The following is a 22,133-nucleotide window of genomic DNA, read 5'->3' on the forward strand; positions in this document are numbered from 1 at the left end:
GATTCTTCAGAGCAGGGGCTAATACAAGTCCACCAGATAACCGGTTTGGAACCCCTCGCCCTTGATCCTTACCCAGTAGATGCCACGACCGACGGTGTCTTTCTTAGGTTCAAAATTGACTCGGGCACCGAGCACTTTGATGAATTCCGTGGGTAGTTGATTGCCGGGGATCTCATCGTTTTTTGAATACGGCTTGTCGGGCGCATTGCTGAGCTTGTAAACCTCAACCTCCAGGTCCTTTGGCAGTTTTTCAGTGTGGAAATAGGTCCACGACTCCTTGTGTAATCGGTCCACGGGAAAAAACCCCTTCCCGGGGTAGGACCAGCCGCTGCTGGGTTTCTTGCGGCCGAAGCCATCATACACATACATGGCGCTGTACTTGTCTTTTTTTCCAAATCCCGTCTTCCCCATACCCGGGTGCAGGCACCACATCCGGTGACCGCGTGCGACACGGTTGTTGGCTCCGGCATCCGTGATATACTGCTTGACCGTACCCGCGACAGTCGGCAGGCCGGCGGACAGGTTGCACTTGTCGGTGTGGGCACCCTGGTCATGTTTGATCTTGCGATTCTTGTGACAGATCTCCGCGGCTTCCTGCGCCCACTTGATACAATCGGCGTCAGCGACGACATCGTAGTCGACTCCGCAGAGATAGCGGTAAATATTAAGCTCGTTGACGGCGTCCTGCTGGGCCTTGTCAATCCCGGCCGGCGCCTTGCGGGATGAGATTTTTTTCATCGTGGCCTTGATATCCGACTTGCTGCGTGGGTGGAATTTGTCAACGGCTGTATCCGCCTCCCCGGAGTCCTCTTCCTCGCCGGGCTCCCGTTTACCCTCGTTCCAGTTTTTCAGGTAGACCCGGTCGGCCTCGCATAATTGGGAGAATCGGAGCGTTACGGTCGAGAAGTTGCGTTTCAGCTTCACCTCCGCTGTCTCCCCGTAGACCGCTACCACCTGTGCGACCAGTTGCCTTCCTTTGGTATCGGTAAACGTGTGCCACTCCACCGCCTGCACCGATGCGGAAAACATAAACCCACAAATGAAAAACCAGACCGCCGCTGACCGGCCCCACCACGTGATTCCTTGACTCTGAGACACGGTTCCGTTAGAGCCCAAAACAGTCGATATTTCAAGCTAATTTCAGCAAGGACGAAACATTCTGGAAAATGCTGGCCACCATCTAACGCCTGGATCGAGAGGCCCATCAAGTGGCATCCCGGTTACAGTGGCGGGTCAGGGTTTGGCCGTGGCTTTAAGCGGCAGGGTGAAGAGCACCGCAGCCAGCAGCATCGCGGCACTGGTCCACAGGCAGGCGCTGAGTCCGCCGACGAGGAACATCACCCCGGAGAGCAAGGTGCCGACGAGTCGGCCCCAGGCATTGGCCATGTAGTAAAACCCGACGTTGAGCGCGACCTGGTCGTCGTCGGTGAATGCCAGGATCAGGTACGAGTGCACCGAGGAGTTGATCGCAAACACGATGCCAAACACAGTAAGCCCGGTGAGTAAGGTGGCGACGGGGTGGAATTCCACCTGCATCGCTAGGGCGAGTGCGGCGGTTACAATGGTCAGGATGGCCACCCACAGGCCCGCCGCCTTGCGGGGGTCTTTTTTACGGACAAATTTGGGTGCGCCCGCCTGTACCATGCCGTAGCCGATCACCCAGGCCGCCATAAACGAGCCGACCTGGTTAAAGCTCCAGCCCAGTCCCGATTTGAGGAAAACGGGCAACGCCACCACAAACCAGACATCACGTGAGGCAAACAGGAAAAACCGGGCCGCCGACAGCCAGTTGATCTCCCGACTCTTGGAAAACAACTGCGTGAACTTCACCTTCGCTTTGCTTTTCCCCATGTCTTGTTTGAGGAACAACAGAGCCGCCAGTAGCACCGCACCAAGGGCACCCGCCATCAGCCAGAGCGAATAGACAAAACCAAGCCAGGTCAGCAACAGGCCGCCTAACAAAAATCCTACTCCCTTCAGCGCATTCTTGGAGCCTGTGAGGATAGCGACCCATTTGAAAAGCGCTCCCTCGCTCTCATTGACGAGCAATTTCACCGCGCTCTTCGAACTCATCTTGGTCAGGTCCTTGGCGATTCCAGAGAGCGCCTGCGATGCCATCACGTAACTAACCGACAGCGCGATCGTCCACTCCGGGTTCAGCAGCGACAGCATCACCAGTGAGACCACCTGCAACGCCAGCCCCGCGTAGAGGGTGAATTTCAAGCCGACTCTCGAGCCAATCCAGCCGCCTAACAAGTTGGTGAGGACGCCGCAGAATTCATAAAGCAGGAAAAGGAATGCCAGGGTGACCGGGGAGAAGCCCAGCGCATGGAAGTGCAGCAGCACCAGCATGCGCAATGCCCCGTCGGTGAGCGTAAACCCCCAGTAGGAGGCGGTGACAATGGCGTAGTTTTTGATGTTCATTGGAACTGGAATAAGTCATATAGGACTTATAAGACCTATAGCGAGTGAGCCACCTTGGCGGCCAGCTCCATCATGCGGTTGGCGTAACCCCATTCGTTGTCATACCACACTAACAGCTTAACCTGGGTGCCGTTGGTCACCATGGTGCTCGGGGCGTCGACGATGCCGGAGCGCGGGTCGTTGGTGTAGTCCGCCGACACCAGCGGTTTTTCCTCGTAGCCGAGAATTCCCTTCAATTCCCCCTCTGCCGCTTGCTTCAGCAGGCCGTTGACCTCCTCGACGGTGGTGCTTTTTTCCAACTCGAACACACAATCCGTTAGAGATGCGTTGAGCAGCGGCACCCGCACGGCAACACCATCCAGTTTGCCCTTCAGCTCGGGGTAGATCATGGTGATGGCGGTGGCGGAGCCGGTGGTGGTGGGGATCAGGGAGTTGATGCAGGAGCGGGCGCGGCGCAGATCCTTGTGCGGGGCATCGACGATGGTCTGGGTATTGGTGAGGTCGTGCATGGTGGTGATCATGCCGTGTTTGATACCGAGCTTTTCATGCATCACCTTGACCACCGGCGCGAGGCAGTTGGTGGTGCAGGACGCCGCCGTCAGCAGGTGGTGGACTTCCGGGTCGTAGAAGTCATCGTTACAGCCCATCACGACGTTCAGAGCGTCCTTTTTAACGGGTGCGGCGACAATGACCTTCTTCACCCCTGCATCAAAGTAAGGCTGGAGCAGTTCCGGGGTGCGGAAGGCGCCGGTGGAGTCGATGACGATGTCCACATCGGTGAGATCCATCCCGGCGGGTGATGCGGCATCTGAAAACTCGACCCGTTTCCCATCGATGGACAGGCTGTTATCGTCGTGGCTGATGCTGCGGTCCCAGCGACCGTGCACGGTGTCGTACTCCAGCAAATGGGCGGCCGTTGCCGGGCCTCCACGGAGTTCATTGATTTTGGTGATGGTGTAGCCTGGGTGATCCCAGCCGGCGCGGAAGCCGAGTCGGCCCATGCGGCCGAATCCGTTAATGGCGATGTTCATAATAAGTTGGTGGGTAATTCGTTGCGGGAGCCCGACGGGATATTGCAGAGCTCGGGGCGACCCTGGCAGCAGTCATCCATAAGGAAATCCATCAATTGTTTCATTCCCGTCACGTTGAGCCGGTAAAAAATGGACCGACCGTTGCGTTCCGACGTGATCAAGCCAGCGTGGCTGAGTTCCTTGAGATGAAAGGAGAGCGTGGGTTTGGGGATATCCAGTTCCAGGGAGATCTCACCGGCACAGAGGCCTTCATCCCCCGCTTTAACCAGTCGTCTGAATACCTCAAGCCGTGACGACTGGGCAAGCGCTGCCAACGCGGTGGTCGCTTCGTTAAGTTCCATGGTTATGGAAATATAGAAAACGATCCAGGTCGTCAAGACAAAGTTCAGTGCCTATTTCATGCATGATGTGGAGGCAAGCCTCAGCACGCCACAGCCACAATGGGACCTTTAACCCATCAGCCCTGCGCGGACGGCGGAACTTGGCGGGATGCGCGTGGTAGATTGAGTGGTATATTGAGAGCACCAGACAAATGCGGGCTGATGCTCTTGCAAAGTGACGTGGCGGGCTTTACAAATGGATCAGCAACAGGCAGACCTTGTTGTTAGATGATGGTCTGTCCATTGTCCCAACCCTGATAAACACGATGAAACGCACCCACATTCTCTCCCTCGTCCTCGCAGTCCTCGCCCCCCTGTCGTTGGCAGGGGAAAAACCCAACATCCTGCTCATCGTTGCGGACGACATGGGCTACGGCGACCTGTCGTGCTACGGCTCGAAACAAATCAAGACACCGAACCTGGACAAGCTGGCGGAAAACGGCATCCGCTGCACCGACGGCTACGTGACGAACTGCGTCTGCGCTCCATCGCGCGCCGGGCTGCTCACCGGTCGCTACGGCTCGCGTTTCGGCTTTGAGCACAACCTGGGTCAACCCGACTACCTCAAGCCTGAATTCGCGGGCATCCCGCTCGACGAGCCACTCGTCAGCGACCGGATGAAGGCGCTCGGCTACCGCACCGGAATGATCGGGAAATGGCATCTCGGCGAGAGTGTGGAAGGGCATCATCCGAACGCGCGCGGCTTCGAATTCTTTTTTGGCATGCTGGGCGGCCACCACGATTACTGGCCGACGCCGGACAAGAACCAACTCCTTTTCAACCGCGACAAGGTCACGGAAATCCGCACCCCCTATCTGACGGACTGGTTCACCCTGGAGGCGATCGACTTCATCAACAACCGCGGCAAGGCGGCCACCCGGAAAACCGATGCGCCGTGGTTCCTCTACCTCTCCTACAACACCCCGCACGCGCCGATGCAGGCGAAGAAGGAGGACTTGGAAAAATACGCCCACATTCACAACAAAACCCGCCGCATCTACTGCGCGATGCAGGACTGCATGGACCGGAACATCGGCAAGGTTATCGATACCCTGAAGACGAACAAGCAGCTGGAGAACACCCTCATCGTGTTCATCTCGGACAACGGAGGCTCGGTGGAGGTCAGCCACGCGGTCAATGCCCCGCTGACCGGAACCAAGGGCACCTACTACGAGGGCGGCATTCGCGTCCCCACCATCTTCCACTGGCCGGCGAAACTGAAACCCGGAGTTTACCAACAGCCGCTGATCTCGCTCGACTTTATGGCGACATTCGTGGCCGCCGCCGGAGGCACGCCACCGGCGCCGGGCAAGCGCATTCCCCGCTCCCCCCAAAAAGGCCGGGCCAACAAGGCGACCACCATCTACGACAGCGTTGACCTCACCCCTTTTCTGACCGGAGAAAAAACGGACGCGCCCCACGCGTTCCTCGCATGGCGGACGGCACTGCGCCAGTCCGCCATCCGCATGGGCGACTGGAAACTGCTGCAGGCGGCATGCATGCCGACCGCACTCTACAACCTGGCCGAGGACATCGGTGAGACCAAAAACGTCGCGGCCGAGCACCCCGACATCGTCCGCAGGCTCCTCGACAAACAAATGCAGTGGGAAGCCAGCTTCGAGCGTGTTCCCATGTTCATGTCGGCCCCCATGTGGGGCGCATACAACGCCGGGCTCTACAAGAAAACATACTCACTCACCCAGCCGGAGCCCGACAGCAAGGAAAACATCTGGTCGCTGAAACGATGAGCCGCAGCACCCTCACCGCGCTTGCCCTCGTCCTCCTGCTGTTTCCGGCCCGCGGCAAATCAGCGGAAGTGGAGCAAGTCCCCGGACGCTGGCCCGCCCAAAAAGCCCGCGCCTGGTACGACGCCCAGCCGTGGCTGGTCGGCTGCAATTACATCCCCGCGACCGCCATCAACCAGTTGGAGATGTGGCAGGCCGACACCTTTGACATGGAAACCATGACCAGGGAGCTGGGCTGGGCGAAGGACCTCGGTTTCAACACCCTGCGGGTTTACCTGCACGACCTCGTCTGGAAACAGGATGCCGCCGGTCTCTATCAACGCATCGACCGGTTTCTAACACTCTGCGACAACAACGGCATCAAGGTGCTGTTCGTTTTTTTCGACGACTGCCACCGCCCCGACCCCGTCGCCGGCGTCCAGCCTCCCTGTGTGAAAAGTTTTCACAACTCCGGCTGGGCGAAGTCTCCGGCGAGGGAGTTGCTGATGCGTTATCACGACGGCAAGGCCAGCGCGGAGGAGAAGGCCTACCTGAAGGGCTATGTCCAGGAAACCATGCGCCGGTTCAAGGACGACAAGCGTGTGCTGCTCTGGGAGCTCTACAACGAACCCGGTCGCTCGGCTGGAAAGAGATCGGTCCCGCTGCTGATGGACGCGTGGAGGTGGGCGCGTGAAGTGAACCCCAGCCAGCCGCTCTGCTCCACCGCGGAAGGCTCCAAGGGCAAGGTCTTTATCGATATCGCGCGGGCGAACTCCGATGTCATTTCGTTCCACTGTTACCAGGACAAAGACCTCCCCGCCCTGGTCGCGCACTACGCGAAACGGGCACGCCCCGCCCTCTGCACGGAGTACATGGCGCGGCCCACCAGCACGTTCCAGGTCGCCATGCCGATCCTGAAAAAAAACCGCGTCGCCGCCATCAACTGGGGTTTTGTCTCGGGGAAAACCGGCACCGTCTGGCCGTGGAGTGCCAACAAAGGCAAGGATGTCAACGCCCTGCGGAAACAAAAAGACCAGGTCGTCCAACCCGGCGAAGCCTACCCCGAACCGAAGCTCTGGTTCCATGACATCTACCGCATCGACGGCACCCCCTACTCGAAGGAGGAAATCGATTTCATCAGGCGCATGACCTCGTCTAACAAGAATAAACCGGAGCGTGTCAAGACCCGGTAATCATGCAAGATGTGTTAGGTCTGGACCCTGGGCGTTCTCCCGTAGCGAAGGGTATGCAGCCTTCGTTTGATTCAAGGTAATCAACGCGCTAACCAACGAAGGGTGCAAACCCTTCGCTACGGGAAATACCGAGACCGTTGGCGCCATTCACCACTTGGCTTTGACGTTGTTGGCCCGCCATTGCTTGAGCTGCTTTTGCAGTTGCGCGACCACCTCGGGGAGTTCTGCGGAGAGGTCGTGTTTTTCCCCGACGTCCTTGGAGAGGTCGTAGAGCTCGGGTTTGCCTGTGCGTTGCACGATGAGCTTGAACTTGCCCTGGGCGACGGCCTGCGGACCGTTGGCGGGGAACTCCCAGAACAGCGCAGGGTGCGTCGGGGTCTTGGTTTTACCGCTGAGCACGGGCAGCATGTTTTGGCTGTCGAGTGGGTGCGTGGTTTCCGGAGTGACCCCGGCCAGCGCGCAGGCGGTGGCAAACACGTCTAACGAAGTGACCGGCACATCACAGCTGCCGCCGGCGGGGATGACGCCTGGATAGACAGCAAAAAAAGGCACGCGGATGCCGCCCTCGTAAACGGTGCCCTTGCTCGCGCGCAAGGGGGTGTTGTCGAAGTAGGGGTATTTCGCACCGCCGTTGTCGGAGAAGAAAAGGAGGAAAGTGTCCTTGTCCATGCCGGTTTCCTTGAGGGCGGCGCGCACTTTGCCGATGGCGGCGTCCATGGAAGCGATCTGGGCGGCGTAAACGCGGCGTTTTTTGTCTTTGATTGACTCCGGCATCTGTTCGACCAGCTTTTTCGGTGCCTGGGCCGGGGTGTGCGGCGCGTTGAAGGCGAGGTAGAGGAACAGCGGCTGGCCGGAGCGCTTGGTCTTGGTCTCGCGGATGATGCGCACGGCGTCATCGCCAAAGGCATCGGTTAGATAGCCGGGGACCTTCTCGCCGACCGGACCATTGCGCTCGATGCGCGCTTTGTAGGAGTTGTCACTGGTGGCACGGACTTTCGGGTTGTTGATAAAGTAGTCGTGGCCACCGTTGATCATACCGAAGAACTCGTTGAACCCGCGCTCGTAGGGTCGGCACTTGTCCTGCAGGCCGAGGTGCCATTTTCCAACCATCGCCGTGTGGTAGCCCGCCTTTTTCAGCACCTGGGGCAGCAGTGTTTCGTCCAGTGGCGTGTGGGCATGAGGCAGCGCCGCCTGTTTGACGATGTTGTTGTGGTGTCCGAAACGCTGCTGGTAGCGACCGGTCAGCAATCCGGCGCGCGAGGGGCTGCACACCGGCGCGGTGACGTAGCCGCGGGTGCAATGAACCCCGTCCTTCACCATCGCATCCAGGTGCGGGGTCGGGATTTGTTTGGAGCCTTGGAAGCCGGCGTCGGCATAACCCTGGTCGTCTGAAACAATGACGATGATGTGGGGTTGTTTTGCCAGAAGCGGGGAAACACAGGAAAGCAGGGCAAGCAGCAGGACACGCAGTTTCATGGCGGCAAAAAAGCACAGCTGCCACCCGTGTGGCAATGTTATTGTTCGCCATCCTCCACCGACGAAGGCCGCGCGACGCTGCCGCCGTCAATGCGGTCCAGTGGGAGGTAATGCACGCCGCAGGCTTGGTAGCCGTTGCTCATCCAGCGTTCGAAGTGATCGAGCACGGTGTTGTTAGGGAAGCAGGCCATCGTAGGCATGGGCCGAAACCATTCAGACAGTGGGTTGTAGGTAACCAGGATGACTGACAGGTGCGTGGGGATTTGAATACCCGCGCGCGAGCAAAAACTATACAGAGACACCAGGTGGCGATCATCAAAGACAATGATGGCGCTGGGCTCCAGTGTGGACATCGATTGGTGCCAGAAACGCGTCCACGCCTCAGGGGTGTCGCCGGTGACCAGGGGACAATAAGGCGCTAATTGCTTTTCCGTAAATTGACCCTCGAAGCCCTGATGGAGCCCCTTCATGATGAATGGAAGGACAATCTCCTCACGCCACGGAATGAGGATTTTCCGATGTCCAAGACCGGCGAGATAACGTGTGAGTCGAGCGATTTCCACCTCGGTGCTATAGGGGAAATAGCTGGTTGGGGTGTCGCTGCATAGAGTCCCGCTAATCTGGAAAACGGGGAGCATCTGATGTGCCGCTTTCGCCCACTGGATCGGAGGACTCAGTAGAAACAAGGCGTCGGCGGCATCGCGATGAATCATCTCCTTGAGATAACTGGCGGGATGTTTGTAATAATCGAAATCCACCCCCTTGCGGAGCGGGTGCCCGGCGGCTCCTTGCCAGGCGGTCTCAATCGAGTGCAGCAGGGAGTCGTCCTCGTGGGTTGGTGGCGACGAGGTGTTGTAGAGGATGAGCAGGTTTTTGCCCCGAATCGTGGTTGTGGCGGGTTTCCAGGACGGCTTGATTTGCCATGGCTTACCATGCCCCCCGCTGGTCAATACGCCCTGTTTGGCGAGGATGGAAATGGCGGCGGCGCAGGTCTTTTCGCTGACCTGGTAGCGCTTGGCAAGCACCCGCCTCCCCGGCAGCCGCCCTGACCAGGCACCGGCCAGGATTTCCTGGTGCATGCGCTCCGCAACCTGCACCGGCAGGTAGTTTCGGTTGATGTGATGGCTCATTGACTCCAGGCGGTATAGCGAGGATACCACTAAAACCCAAGGGGAAAGTTTTGCCGAGTGCCGCGGGAGAGGCTACTTAGGCGTGTAGTCATGTTTTTCAAAATCAATTCATTATCTCATGTTAGTAGCACGCATCCTCGCCATCCTCGCGTTTCCGACACTGCTGTTTGCAGCCCCCAATGTGATTGTCATCGTCTCAGACGATGGTGGTTATGCCGACTGGGGGTTCATGGACAGTTACCTGCAAACGCTGGATGCAAGTCATCCGGCGACTCCGGTTCCGACACCCAACCTTGATTCCCTGAGGGCGCGGGGGGTGCTTTGCACCAATGCCTACACGGCACCCGTCTGCTCGCCGTCACGTGCGGCCATTGTTACCGGCGGCTATCAGAACCGTATCGGCTACGAATACAACATCAACAACCTCAGCGGGGCGAACTCGCGTGACGGCTTGTTTGATAGCCAACTCACCATTTTCGACCGGATGAAGTCGGCGGGTTACACCACGGGAGCCATCGGCAAGTGGCATATCGGCAACGCGGCTGATGACAATGGCACAGGCAACCGGCCTGAGAAGCAGGGCGTCGATGAGTTTTTTGGCGTTTGGGGGGGCTCGCGCAACTACAATGTTGGTTCCTTATCAGGCACGCTGGCGCTGCGCGAAACCATCCGCAGTCCCTTTTCGGATACTGAGGTCGAAACGCAGTCTCCTTGGAATGTCGATTTGATTCCCTCCTCGTCGGCCCGTCCGGACCTCAACGCCTACGTGACCAACTGCTTTGGTGAAGGCGCCCAGCAGTTCATTTCCCGTCACTATGCGGAGGCGCAACCGTTTTTCCTCTATATCGCCTACACCTGCCCGCATTCACCGATCAGTGCCTCTCCGGACATCGATGACCCACGGCTCGCCGGGCTGTCCGGCACGCGGAAAAACTACGCCTCGATGATATTGACCATGGACAAGGAAATCGGTCTGTTGCTCGATCAACTGGCTGACCCTGCCGGCGACGGCTCCGTCGATATCACCGATGAAACGGTCATCATCTACATCAACGACAACGGCGGTGCAAACGGCATCGGGGCTGACAATGGTCCCTTGCGCGATAACAAAGGCTCTACCTACGAGGGTGGCATCCGCGTGCCGATGATTCTGGCCGGCCCCGGCATCCCGGTGAATGGCAGTTACCACCAGCCAGTCCACAGTATGGATATTCTACCGACCTGTCTCGCCGCAGCGGGGGCAGCTGTGCCAGCCGACATCGAGGGCATCAACCTGCTGCCTTATCTCAACGGCACGGTGACCACCCCACCCCACGAAACCATCGCGATTCGTTTTGGCTCAAACTGTAGCCTTCGCAAGGGCGACTGGAAAATCGTTAAGAGTGCAAATGGTAGTGGTGGCTTTGAGCTGTATAACCTCGTCAACGATATTTCCGAAACGACCGATCTCGCGGGTTCCGAGCCAGAGAAGCTGGCGGAGTTGCTGCACGAATACACCGAGTTTGAAGCCAGAAATGAGAAGCCCCGGCATGCAACCCTAGGGAAGACGGCATCGACGATTAATCAGAACGACCGCTTTGTGCTCGACCCCGCTTCTCCTGGTGCAGGTACATCGTTTGTTGCGGATTTGACTCTTGTGGGCGGGACGACTCTCAATGGCGATTTCAACACCACATCGAGCTCCGGCAATGTCAGTTATGCGGACACGCCCAGTTGGGAGAACATTGGCGCAAACGCGGATCAGGACTCGGTTGCAACGCGCACAGACGATGCGATTGATGGTAGCCGGAATGCGGTGATTTCCAAGAGCACGACGCGTAGTTTCGGACTCGCTACCGCACACACCCTGGGTAATGGAGAGGTTTTCCGCGCCACTTATGATTGGAAGGATTCCTCCAGCTGGGACGACCTGTCGGACCGGATCCGCGTGACGCTTTTCACGACGGCCGATAACCAAATCAATGGAACCCGGACGGTCATTCAGTCGGTCGATTCGAACCTGTCCGCAGTGGATGGTGCGGCGCAATCCGAGATAGCCCAGTTTGATCCGATCCCTGCCTCGGCAGTAGGCAAGTCGCTTTTTGTCATGGTTGATTCCGCGGAATCAGGCAGCGGTTTTGCCCGTCTTGATAACTTTGTGTTAGAACGCGGAGTCATCACTGCCAGCCAGCCCACGGCGAACCTCAAGTGGTCGGACGCATCCGTTTGGAAAAACCCGGAGAACGATAGCGCGGTGGACTTGTTCGTGACCGACTCCTTTGCCGGGTGTGTGCTGGATTTTCCGGTGCGCGATGACTTTTCCTACCTGGTGGAAAATGACAGAACGAGGCTGTCGAAACGTGACTTCATGGCGAACTCCCTGCGTTTTACAGGAAATTTTGCCGGCACCTCGCCGCAGTCGGGAGGTCTGCACGGTTTGCCGGTGCTGTTGACAAACGCGCTCGACGGCACCGCGCCCTCGCTCGACCTTGCTGCTAACGGGGCTGGGTTTACGTTTGAAATCGATGTGGATCTCCAATTGCACAATGACCTGGTGGTTTCCGGCGACGGTAACGCACAATTCAGAATGACCGGGGTGCTTGCGGATGACTATGCTCCCGTCGGCGTCACCAAGACCGGCGCATCGACATTCCGCCTGGCAAGCTCGCCGACCTACACCGGGCCGACCTCGGTGACCGGCGGCACACTCATCGTTGAGCAGACTGCGGCACTCAATGCCACTTCTGCGGTGGTGCTTGGCATCGACGGAACCCTGGGAGGAAACGGGCAGGTGGGGGCGAACATCACCGGAGCGGGGACCATTGCGCCGGGTGAATCCATCGGCACTCTAACTGCTGCAGGTGATGTTGCGCTTGGTAAACTGCAAGTTGAGCTCGATGCCACCTCAGCCGACCAGTTGTTAGTCTCAGGCACGCTCGACCTTACCAATGGCACACTTGATCTCATCGACCTCGGTGGTGGTTTCACGGAGTCCCCCGTGGTCATCGCCAGCTACGGCCAGCTTACCGGGGTTTTTGCCGCCATCAACGGGCTGCCCGCCACGCATAAAATCGACTATGCATTCGATGATGGCAGTGGATCCAACCATATTGCCATCGTCCCGCTGACCGCCTTTGAATCCTGGATGCAGCATGCCGGCGTCTCCGGGCCTGATGCTGCTTTCGAAGCCGATGCCAACGGTGACGGAGTATCCAATGGTATCGCATTCCTGCTCGGTGCGGACAATCCCGGCCTGGCAGCCAGATCGCTTTTACCCACCGTGGTAAGCGATCCTTCCAGCGGTGATGTCACCCTGACCTATCGTGCCAACAGCCTGGTGAATCATCACGCTGAGTTTAGTAGCGATCTTGAACTCTGGACACCAGTGACATCAGACGTCCGCATCACGGTAACAACCACGGACGACTATTACGCGGACGGAATTGACCGCGTCGAGGTCGTTATCCCCGCCGCCGTTGTCGACGACGGAAAATTGTTTGTCCACGTCGTCGCCACTCCATAGTCACACGTCACAACCAACTCCTATGATCAAAGCATACTACATGATTCCCCTGATGACCTCCTTGCTGCCACTGAACGGGTGGGCAAAGGATCTCGACAAGAATGATTCTAACAAAAATAATGCCAGGCAAGAGCAAGGCGAGACCTCCGGCGATCTGCACGCCTTTGTCCGCAAAAACTATGCCGGCACCAGGCTGGTGACCGATGTCAAGGGCACCCAGCACTACATCAAGGGAACCGTCGGCGAGAAAAACGGCTGGTTCCACATTGATTCCGGAGCCATCAGCTCCTGCATCACCAGACATGGCGTGCAATTCTTCGGCCTGACAACGCGCGATACCAACGAGACCGTGATCGGTATCGGCGGTGCCGAAAAGAAACGCCTCGCCAAAGTTCCGGCTTTCCGTGTCGGCCCCCACATCAATATCGGTGAGGTCGAGCTTACGGTTTACGCAGGAAAAGGCACGCAGTCCGGCATCCTCATCGATGGCAAGCCTGTGAAGAATTGCGGCCAGGTGGGCATCGATATCCTGCAACCCGCCCGCGCATTGATCGATTATAAAACCGACCGACTACACTATCCGTCGACGAAAAAAGCCCCCGACATCATCGCCAAGGCCGCCGAGCTGGGCTGGGTGCGTGTCCCGCTAACAAAAGCGGGGCAGGGAAGCACACACCAGGTGGTGCAGGTCACGATCAACGGGCGCAAAGGCTCGTTTGTGCTGGATACCGGCGCCCAGCAGTCGGTCATTTCATCCAAGTTTGCCAAGGAGGCCGGCATCGATTCCATGCCATCCCCCGTCAAGGCGGTGGGCATCGGTGACGGCCAGAGCGCGATCCGCATCGGCTCGGTCGATAAGCTGGAAATAGGCTCGTTTAAACTACAAGACTACCCCATGCTGGTGATCGATTTGAATGCGATCAACGTCGACCAGTTCGACGGCATCATTGGCTCCGAGTTCCTGTTTGCATCGCAGGCGATCTATGACATCGGCAGTGCCAGCCTGTTTCTGGAGCCGAAGACCATCCCCCTGCACGAGTCCATGCTGATGGCCGGAAAGTTCGGGATTTCCCCGGAAAAGCTGGCGAAAAAGGTCAGCGAAAACAATGTCATCCTGGCCCTGGCGGTGGAATCGTTTTCCGTGCTGCCCAAAGTGGAGGTCACCGCCTCCTACGGCCAAGCCTACATGGCCGCCAGGGTGCACGCCAAGATCGTCAAGTCCTTCAAGGCCGACAAGGGCACAGACTATCCTGAAGGCGGCGAGTTCAGTTTTGTCACCGTGATCCCGCGCGTCAAAGGCGAGGCCGCCATCCGAGACAACCTGATGAAAACACTGGCGCGCAATCCGGAGAAAATCGTTTTCCTGTCGGTGGGCAAGGACGGCCAGATTACACCTTCGCCCGCATCTGGCAGCATCTACACCGACAGCCCGCTACGCCGCCGCGATCTCCAGCAGGCGATCAATGGGGTAGACCCGAAGTAATCCGCCTCACGAAGCGCCGCCTCCAATAATCACTTTTTGCAAACGCCGTAACTCATACTACGTCATAGGGAATGTTCCCGACCCAAGACCGTCCCTGTTCAGGTGGCGGTCTTTTTTATGCACGATGTGGTATGCAGAGGGTACCAGTAAAATCATGCATTGATGGTTTGTAAGGGGGTGACTTTATACTAAAGTGCGGACCGACCAAGTTGCATTTTGGTTTCCTAACCCTACGAAACATTCGTATCACACAAAAAAACATGATGAAAACACACACCAAAAAAAACATGATGAAAACACACACAATACTCCCCGCGCTGATCCTTTCAGCCGCCGCCTGCCTGTCCCAGGCTTCCGCCGCCACTTACGTTTACGACTTCGCGACCCAGGTCGGCACCACAAACGGAACTCTCATTTCCACGGACAACTGGACCGGAACCGGTGTCGCCGACTGGAAAATTGCTGATGGTGGTGGTCTAACGGACTACGCAAGCAACACAGCGGACACAAACCGCATCACGACCCGGGCGAACGATGCAAACTTCACCTACAGCATTCTTCCAACCGACACTCATCTGACACTTGAGACGACAGTTCGTGTGTCCGGTAGTAAAAACTGGACCATTGCATTGGCTAATGGTGCTAACGTTCTGATCGGCGTGGGCGGTAATTTCGGCGATGGAGATGCCTATATCATCCGTGGTGGATCTCGGTATTTTGAAACCGGCACCGGCACCAGTACAGGTCCGGGACCAGGTAGCTTTGCCTCGGCTGGTGTCTTTGACGTGCGTCTGGAGCTTGACTTGCTCGCTAATTCAGGAAACGGATCCGGCGATTTGTATGTCAATAATGTCAAGGTGATGGATGGCCGGAACTTGGGTCTTGGATCGACGGACATGACCACTGCAAATGGATTGTATATGCGGTCAAACCACTCAAGTGTGGGCGTTGATGGACTCACCATCACGACCGTACCCGAGCCATCCTCCACCGCCCTTCTCGGACTCGGTGGACTGGCGCTCATTCTGCGCCGCCGCAAGTAGGCGACCTGCTTTTCATCATGGGGATTGTTCCCCGACCCAGGACCGTCCCCGCTCAGGTGGACGGTCTTTTTTTTAAGCCCAAGTTTTCAGCTCCAAGTGGTACGCGGAAGGTACCAGTAAAATCGCGCATCGATTGCTTGTAGGGCGCTGCCTTTTGCCTAGAGTACGTTCTGACCAAGTTGCATCGTTGGTACCCGGAACCAACGAAACTCTCACACCACCAAGATACAAAACATGATGAAAACAAACACGATACTCCCTGCGCTGGCCCTGTCAGCCGCCGCCTGCCTGTCCCAGGCTTCCGCCGCGACTTTCATTTACGATATAGCCAGCGTCGGTGCGCAGAACACCCTGCTCTCTACCGATGGATGGACTGGCGACGATATTGACAACTGGGTCGTAGGTGCCTACACCGGTGCCCCTTTCGCTCGGAATCAAAATGATAACGGTGAGGACACCATCACCAGGGCCACGAGCCTGTTTTCCGTCCTGAGTACATCAAACACAACCCTAAGCATCGACATCACCGGTCGCTTCGGCGGAACAAGCACCCCGATCATGGCGACGGGGATCGCCGACGGCACGACCCTTTTGCTGGGTGTGCAGAAAAGCGGCAGCAGTTGGACCATCGTCCAGAACGGCACCGCTTCGAGCGGTGCCGGCGGAGTGGGCGGCTTCAGCGGTAGCACCAACATCGAAAACAGCCTGCGCCTGGTGCTCGACTACGGCACCTCGACCATCGATCTCATCCATACCACCGGTGGCTCCAGCACGGTTCTGATCGATGACTACGCCATGGACAGCTCGGTATCCGCCGCCAATCTTGCCGCCAATGCCGATGGTTTGTATATCCGCACAGACAGCAAATTCGTCGGGCCGAGCAACATCACCATCACCTCCGTTGTGCCCGAGCCCAGCGCCGCCGCGCTTCTCGGCCTCGGTGGCCTCGCGCTGATGCTCCGCCGCCGTAAAGGCTAAGGAGCACACGGTCCTGCGCCGCCGCAAGCAAGCGGACTGACTGTATCGCCGTTGACAGAAAGACCTAACACAAAGACCACCCCCGCACCCGGGGGTGGTCTTTGTTGTTGTCAGGTTGAGGAGAACTTCCCGGGTAAGCTTTTGGCAAAGCGGATGTCTCCCTGAAGGCGAGGCAAATCGATTTATTTAAGGCTTGTAAATAAATGGATATGTGTTAGGAAACACACGAACCAAGGAACCGGAGCTGACCACGGGGGGATGAACTCCCTGGCCTCACCTCATTTTCTTGTTTAAAAACACCCTTATCACCATGAAAATAGAGCGATGCCACAGGTATTGTTGGGCTGCATTTCTTATTGCAGCAGGTTCGTTGACCAGTCAAGTGGTCGGCCAGAGCGTAACGATGCAATGGGCAACCGTCGGGGATGCGGGCAATGCAGCCGACAGCAATGGCTACGGCGCCGTAGGCCACGCATACCGCATTGGAAAATACGAGGTGACCAACGCGCAGTACACCGAGTTTCTCAATGCCAAGGCCCAGAACGATGCCGGTGGGTTCGGTGGCGGGCTTTACCATTTTTACCACGAAAACAACCCGACCGTTTACGGGATCACCCGGAGTGGATCCCTGGGCTCATATTCGTACACGGCTGTTTCGGGCAGTGAAAACAATCCTGTGGCCTACGTCAACTGGTTGGACGCGGCACGTTTTGTCAACTGGATGCACAATGGCAAGGGCAGCGGCGACACCGAGAGCGGGGTCTACGATATGAGTCTGACAGGTATTGCGAGAATGACCCCCGATGCGGCCGCAAAATTCAGGCTGCCCACGGCGGATGAGTGGTACAAGGCCGCTTATTATGATCCTACCAAAGACGGCATCGGCGGCTACTACGATTATCCGACGCAAAGCGACACCGCCCCGGGCAACAGTTCGCTGACCGATCCGAACCAGGCCAATTTCGCACCCGGTTACACAGGCAGCTCCAACCCGAAGGTGACGGCGGTGGGAAGTTTTGCAAACAGCGCCAGCTACTACGGCACCTTTGACCAGGGCGGCAACCTCTATGAGTGGGTGAACCAGACCACGGATGGCGGTGACGCCTTTGCCAAGGGGGGTGGCTGGGCCTTTGGCTCGGATCAGATGTTAGCCAGCGGATATGGCAATATCGGTCAATACACACTCTTTGGCGGAGAAAACGACCACAATGGTTTCCGCATCGTCGCCACCGAGGTGCCTGAGCCCGGCGTTCCCGCCATAGCCTGCATCGTCGGCCTCTGCGGACTTTTCCTGAGAAGACGCTAGTCAGCAGGTTTGGAGTGCTGAAGCTTGCTTCCGCTTTGAGGCTGGTCGAGGTTTGCGCTCGCCTACTCACTCCATGCTGACTTGCAGCCCTCCTCCTCCGTCGGACTGGAAAGAGATAGTGCATTGTCTCGTGTGGCGGGGTTTCATCGTGCTGGGAGTGAAGATGAAGTGCGGTTGTCACCGGAACAGAGATCGGCAAGCCGACTCAGACAAAAGCGGTGGCAAGCCACACGCACTCCAAAGAGAGCCAGGACAGATCACATGCAACGCTAGGTATAGTTCGACGCCTATGGAAGAATAGAACTTTATTGCATCCCGGGCTACCTGCCTTCTGGCTTTTTGCTGGGAGCCGGGTCTTTGGCAGGCACAAACTTGAGTACAATCCCGTTGATGCAGTATCGTTTATCGGTCGGGGTGTTGTATCCTTCACCCACAAAAACATGTCCCAGGTGGGCGTCGCAGACGGCGCAGCGGACCTCGGTGCGTGAGCCGTCGGGGTCGGGGATGACTTTGACGTTTTTAGCCTTGGACGGATCGTAAAACGATGGCCAGCCGCAGCCCGAGTCGAATTTCACTTTGGAGGAAAACAGTTCGGCGTTACAACCGACACAGTAGTAGGTGCCGGCACCCTGTTGCTTGAACTGTTTGTAAACCTCCCCGTGCGGCCGCTCGGTGCCCGACTGGCGGGCTACCCGGTACTGCTCGGGAGTAAGTTGCTGGCGCCATTCGGCATCGGATTTCCTGACGGGTTTGGCGGGCTGTGCGGGTGTTTGATCGGATGTGGCCATGGCTTGCTGGGATTGTGCGTTGATCATCAGCGTGGCGGCGACACCAGCTGCGACCAGGATGAGAAGGATACGTAACGGGGTTTTCATCTTAGGGGTGGGATGCATGGGCGGGCCGGTTTATTCCCCCGGCGATGCATCCCGGTCAATGCGTGCCGTCTTGCCGGGTTCAACCGGCCAGGCCGATGGGGAAAAAGATATTCAGCAGCATGGTCAGGAAAAAATTGGTGATCAGGATGGCGAGTGAGGAGAAGACCATCGCATGGGTGGTTCCCTTGCCAACCCCGACGGCGCCATGGGTGGCCTGGAGACCCTGGTGACAGGAGATGATGACGATGAGGATGCCAAAGATAAAACCCTTGATCAGGGCGATGTAGATATCAGCCAGCTCGGTATGCCCGCGGGTGTGATACACCCACCAGGCTTCGGAGACCCCGAATGCCTGGGTGCCGACAATCCATGCCGCACCGATACCCAGTGCGGCGGCCTCCGTGATCAGCAGGGGCACGGAAACCAGCATCGCAAGAAACCGGGGGGTGACCAGGAAATCGATCGGGTTGACACTCATCGACCGCAGCGCGTCGATCTGCTCGGTGACACGCATGGTGCCAATTTCAGCGGCCATCGAGGCACCCACCCGACCCGATAACATCACGCCGGTGAGGACCGGCCCCAGCTCCCTGAGCATACCTACGCTGACCAATGCCCCGCCCATGGATTCCATCTTCAGCCCGCTCAGCTGGAACAATCCCTGGGCCGCGAGAACGGCGCCGACAAAGGCACCGGTGATCAGGACGACCGGTTGGGAGTGAAAGCCGATCTCGACGATTTGGTCGAAGAATCGACACCACCTTCGTTTGCCGAACAGCAGGGATTCACCAATCTTCAACGACAGGTCAGTGAGTTGACCGAGGTAGTCAAGAAAACCCAACATGGGGCGGCCGAGGGCGCGGAGTGGCATGACCGTGATTATAAGTTGCAAACAGCAAACACCAAACACCAAATTTGATTAAACCGCCGACGCCTGCCTTTCCAGCGTTGCCACACAAAAAAACCGCTCCAGTTTCCTGAAGCGGTTTGCGGGTAAAAATAAATGGCGGGTCGATTACTCAGCCTTCTTGGCGCCTTCGTCGTCTTTTTTAGCGCCGTCGCCGTCTTTCTTGCAGCCGCCGTCCTTGCACTTGTTGTCGAAGGATGCGGTCAGCGCTGGCTCGTCGTCTTTTTTACAGCCGTCACCTTTCTTTTTGCAGCCGCCGTCCTTGCACTTGTTGTTGAAGGTTACGGTCAGGGCTGGCTCGTCGTCTTTTTTACAGCCGTCACCTTTCTTTTTACAGCCGCCGTCTTTACAACAGTCGGCTGATACGGAAGAGAACGTGGCGGCGAGGGCAAAGGCGGATGCGATAAGTAGTTTCATTGGGTATGGTTTGGTAGGTTGTTTGGTTTTCGGGTTGTTTATTAGCTTGGCTTGCCAGGTCTGTTGGCTGACAAACGTATCCCGTTGGCTGAAGCCGGTACGAGATACTTCCAGTACGATATGCCATTTCTGACGCCGCGCAACAAAAAAAAAAAAAAAAAGATGACCCCAAAAATGCTGGCTTGATCGCCGTGCAAAAAAAGCCCCGCGCCACACAGGGTGACACGGGGCTGGTTGATGACTTAGCAAAAGTATCTTTTCAAAAAAATGAGAAAAAATGCTTAGAGGGAACCTTTCAAGCTGGATGAGCACTTGAAACCAACGGTCTTGGAAGCCTTGATTTTCATGGCTTCACCAGTCTTGGGGTTGCGTCCCATACGGGCTGCACGTGATTTGACTTCAAAAGTGCCAAAGCCAATAAGTTGGACTTTACCATCTTTCTTGACACCTTTGGCGATGCTTTCAAGCACAGCTGCGAGTGAGTCTTCGGCACAACGCTTGGTGGCGTCTTTACCCATTTTCTTTTGAATTGCTTCGACGAGTTCGGATTTGTTCATAACGGTGATTTTTTGCCATTGATCATTCGTAATGTAAAGTTAAATAATTATCTATTTTCACTAGGGATTGCTTGACTTGTGGCGTTTTTTTGATCCGGCGGCGGATATTCCCGTTGGCTGTAGCCCCCTGTTTTAGGGAAAGTCGCTCTGTTAGTATGTGTTAGAGGCGCATATTCCCTCCGTGCAATGGTCATTGACGCAAGCTGCACGATGTGCGAAAAAAAGGGTATATGGGAATGGATGCGGTGACTGGAATCGAGCGCGCGGCAAGGTCTGTTAGGTCGGTCGCTTCAGCGATGCCCTTGAGGCAACAAATGGAAGCCGAGCTTGCCGATGCCGAGGCGGCCCAGCAGCGGGGGTATTTCCTGCCTGACGAGGATGAGAGGATACGCGAAGTGTTCGCGCGGTATCTTTCCGTGCGGGCGGTGCTGCTGGAGGTGGTCGAGTCGATCCAGCCGATGCTCGACCGGGTGGAGTCACGCGAGGCGGCGGCGGGTGATGGAGCCGACTGGAATGCCAGGCTGAGAGCCTTTGTGGTTGGGTTCACTGCCGCCACGATGCTGGTGAGGTCGGCGACCTTTATCGTCGATTTGGCACGCGAGCGGCCGGTGGTCTGGAAAAAGCTCGATGAGGCCGAGCCCCGCTATGGAATTCCGGTGAAGAGTTTTACCCGGGTGTATAAAAACCTAGGCTCGTCGCGCAGGATGTGGAGGTTTCACGAGGCGATGATGTTTTTCGAGGTGCACGGTGAGGATATCGCCGGACTGGCAGAGGATAGGGTGGTCGGGGAGCTGGTCGCCATCCTCGGCGAGGAAGCTCCCTTTTTACAGTACCGGAAACGCGACTACCTGAAGCGGAAATGGGATTACCGTCTCCATTCCTTCAAGCGACGCCATGTTTCCGGTTATAAAAAGGTCATGTTTCATCTGTTGAAACTCAGTGGCAGTGCGATCGCGGAGATGAAACAGCCGTTTATCAAGCCGTCGGGGCAAGGCAAGCGGGTGACGGCGGAAGTGATCGCAACCATCAAGCCGCTGCTGCGGGCGGGTGATGTCTTTATCACCAGGCACGATGACGCGATGAGTAATCTGTTTCTACCCGGATTCTGGCCACACGCTGCTTTATATATAGGGGGGAAAAAGGAACGGCGCGAGCTGGGTGTCTTTCTCGGCGATTCGGACGGTCGATGTCTGGACGGGTTCCACTTCCTGGAGGCCAAAAAGGACGGCGTCCTGTTCCGCCCGATGGCGGAGACCCTGCAGGTGGATGCTTTTCTGGTGCTCAGGCCGAGGCTGGACCCGCAGTTCAGGGCCGAGGCCTTGAAGCGCGCACTGAGCCACGAGGGGAAACTGTACGATTTTATGTTCGATTTCCGAAAAGCGGACCGGCTGGCCTGCACAGAGGTGGTCTACCGCAGCTACCATGGCATCGGGCCGGCGTCGAAGCCGCTTGCTTTTCAGCTGAAGCGTCATTCCGGCCGCCCCTGCCTGTCAGCGGAAGACCTCATCGAGCAGGCCCTGGCCTCGGGCGGTTTTGAAAGGGTCGCGGATTTCGGGGTGGAGCAGGACATCGTCCGGGTATATTAAGGAGCCTTAAAGAGACGAGCCGGGTTGATGCTGGTATGAGCCATGGAACGGGCTATATCCCTTTTGTGCAAACACTTGGATGATACCGGGGGGCTTTGTGAAAAATTTCACAAATAGACTT

17 protein-coding genes and 1 pseudogene are annotated in these 22,133 nt (G+C 57.2%); 8 read left to right on the forward strand and 10 right to left on the reverse strand.

The genetic code is table 11. From position 1 onward, the window contains the following. Window positions 1-18: 18 nt before the first annotated feature. The 4 genes from H7A51_14140 to H7A51_14155 form a co-directional block, all read right to left on the reverse strand. The gene (locus tag H7A51_14140) at window positions 19-1,029 is read right to left on the reverse strand and encodes a hypothetical protein (GenBank protein ID MCP5537358.1); all 1,011 of its coding nucleotides are present in this window, start codon (window positions 1,027-1,029) and stop codon (window positions 19-21) included. Window positions 1,030-1,233: 204 nt separating this feature from the next. Continuing rightward, complete coding sequence (arsJ, locus tag H7A51_14145; protein ID MCP5537359.1) at window positions 1,234-2,424, reverse strand: organoarsenical effux MFS transporter ArsJ; 1,191 nt, start codon at window positions 2,422-2,424, stop codon at window positions 1,234-1,236. Window positions 2,425-2,459: 35 nt separating this feature from the next. Next, window positions 2,460-3,455 carry an ArsJ-associated glyceraldehyde-3-phosphate dehydrogenase gene (locus H7A51_14150; protein ID MCP5537360.1) on the reverse strand — a complete coding sequence of 332 codons (996 nt, stop codon included), beginning with the start codon at window positions 3,453-3,455 and terminating at the stop codon, window positions 2,460-2,462. Next, window positions 3,452-3,796 (reverse strand): helix-turn-helix transcriptional regulator, encoded by a 345-nt coding sequence (locus H7A51_14155; GenBank protein MCP5537361.1) that lies wholly within the window; start codon window positions 3,794-3,796, stop codon window positions 3,452-3,454. Before H7A51_14155 ends, H7A51_14150 begins: the two co-directional genes overlap by 4 nt. A gap of 305 nt (window positions 3,797-4,101) precedes the next feature. Here H7A51_14155 and H7A51_14160 point away from each other — a divergent pair, with 305 nt between their 5' ends. Together H7A51_14160 and H7A51_14165 are read left to right on the forward strand one after the other, a co-directional pair. Then, on the forward strand, window positions 4,102-5,583 hold the full coding sequence (locus H7A51_14160) for a sulfatase-like hydrolase/transferase (protein MCP5537362.1): 1,482 nt from the start codon (window positions 4,102-4,104) through the stop codon (window positions 5,581-5,583). Further along, complete coding sequence (locus H7A51_14165) at window positions 5,580-6,752, forward strand: cellulase family glycosylhydrolase (protein MCP5537363.1); 1,173 nt, start codon at window positions 5,580-5,582, stop codon at window positions 6,750-6,752. The genes H7A51_14160 and H7A51_14165 overlap by 4 nt, the downstream gene beginning before the upstream one ends. A gap of 147 nt (window positions 6,753-6,899) precedes the next feature. On the opposite strand, the gene H7A51_14170 is transcribed toward H7A51_14165, so the two are convergent. Beyond that, window positions 6,900-8,228 (reverse strand): sulfatase-like hydrolase/transferase, encoded by a 1,329-nt coding sequence (locus H7A51_14170; GenBank protein MCP5537364.1) that lies wholly within the window; start codon window positions 8,226-8,228, stop codon window positions 6,900-6,902. Window positions 8,229-8,266: 38 nt separating this feature from the next. After that, window positions 8,267-9,358 carry a substrate-binding domain-containing protein gene (locus tag H7A51_14175; GenBank protein MCP5537365.1) on the reverse strand — a complete coding sequence of 364 codons (1,092 nt, stop codon included), beginning with the start codon at window positions 9,356-9,358 and terminating at the stop codon, window positions 8,267-8,269. Between the two features lie 118 nt (window positions 9,359-9,476). Between H7A51_14175 and H7A51_14180 the strand changes: the two genes are divergently transcribed. From H7A51_14180 to H7A51_14200, 5 genes and pseudogenes are all read left to right on the forward strand, one after another. Continuing rightward, on the forward strand, window positions 9,477-12,860 hold the full coding sequence (locus H7A51_14180; GenBank protein MCP5537366.1) for a sulfatase-like hydrolase/transferase: 3,384 nt from the start codon (window positions 9,477-9,479) through the stop codon (window positions 12,858-12,860). A 22-nt stretch (window positions 12,861-12,882) separates the two neighbouring features. Next, window positions 12,883-14,343 carry a retropepsin-like domain-containing protein gene (locus tag H7A51_14185; GenBank protein MCP5537367.1) on the forward strand — a complete coding sequence of 487 codons (1,461 nt, stop codon included), beginning with the start codon at window positions 12,883-12,885 and terminating at the stop codon, window positions 14,341-14,343. 971 nt (window positions 14,344-15,314) lie between these two features. Continuing rightward, window positions 15,315-15,386: pseudogene (locus tag H7A51_14190) on the forward strand (PEP-CTERM sorting domain-containing protein). Window positions 15,387-15,620: 234 nt separating this feature from the next. Next, window positions 15,621-16,364: a PEP-CTERM sorting domain-containing protein gene (locus H7A51_14195; protein MCP5537368.1), complete on the forward strand. Its 744-nt coding sequence runs from the start codon at window positions 15,621-15,623 to the stop codon at window positions 16,362-16,364. Window positions 16,365-16,674: 310 nt separating this feature from the next. Next, window positions 16,675-17,670, forward strand: coding sequence for an SUMF1/EgtB/PvdO family nonheme iron enzyme (locus H7A51_14200; protein MCP5537369.1), 996 nt, complete (start codon window positions 16,675-16,677; stop codon window positions 17,668-17,670). A 320-nt stretch (window positions 17,671-17,990) separates the two neighbouring features. Here H7A51_14200 and msrB read toward each other — a convergent pair whose 3' ends face one another. The 4 genes from msrB to H7A51_14220 form a co-directional block, all read right to left on the reverse strand. Next, entirely contained in the window at window positions 17,991-18,458 is a 468-nt protein-coding gene (gene msrB, locus H7A51_14205) for a peptide-methionine (R)-S-oxide reductase MsrB (protein MCP5537370.1), read from the reverse strand. Window positions 18,459-18,624: 166 nt separating this feature from the next. Further along, on the reverse strand, window positions 18,625-19,416 hold the full coding sequence (locus tag H7A51_14210) for an ABC transporter permease (protein ID MCP5537371.1): 792 nt from the start codon (window positions 19,414-19,416) through the stop codon (window positions 18,625-18,627). 144 nt (window positions 19,417-19,560) lie between these two features. Further along, on the reverse strand, window positions 19,561-19,869 hold the full coding sequence (locus H7A51_14215; GenBank protein ID MCP5537372.1) for a hypothetical protein: 309 nt from the start codon (window positions 19,867-19,869) through the stop codon (window positions 19,561-19,563). Window positions 19,870-20,150: 281 nt separating this feature from the next. After that, window positions 20,151-20,426 (reverse strand): HU family DNA-binding protein, encoded by a 276-nt coding sequence (locus tag H7A51_14220; protein ID MCP5537373.1) that lies wholly within the window; start codon window positions 20,424-20,426, stop codon window positions 20,151-20,153. Window positions 20,427-20,656: 230 nt separating this feature from the next. On the opposite strand from H7A51_14220, the gene H7A51_14225 reads away from it, so the two are divergent. Next, window positions 20,657-22,012 carry a hypothetical protein gene (locus H7A51_14225; protein ID MCP5537374.1) on the forward strand — a complete coding sequence of 452 codons (1,356 nt, stop codon included), beginning with the start codon at window positions 20,657-20,659 and terminating at the stop codon, window positions 22,010-22,012. The last annotated feature ends 121 nt before the right edge of the window (window positions 22,013-22,133 follow it).

The organism is Akkermansiaceae bacterium, assembly GCA_024233115.1.
Lineage (GTDB): Bacteria > Verrucomicrobiota > Verrucomicrobiia > Verrucomicrobiales > Akkermansiaceae > Oceaniferula.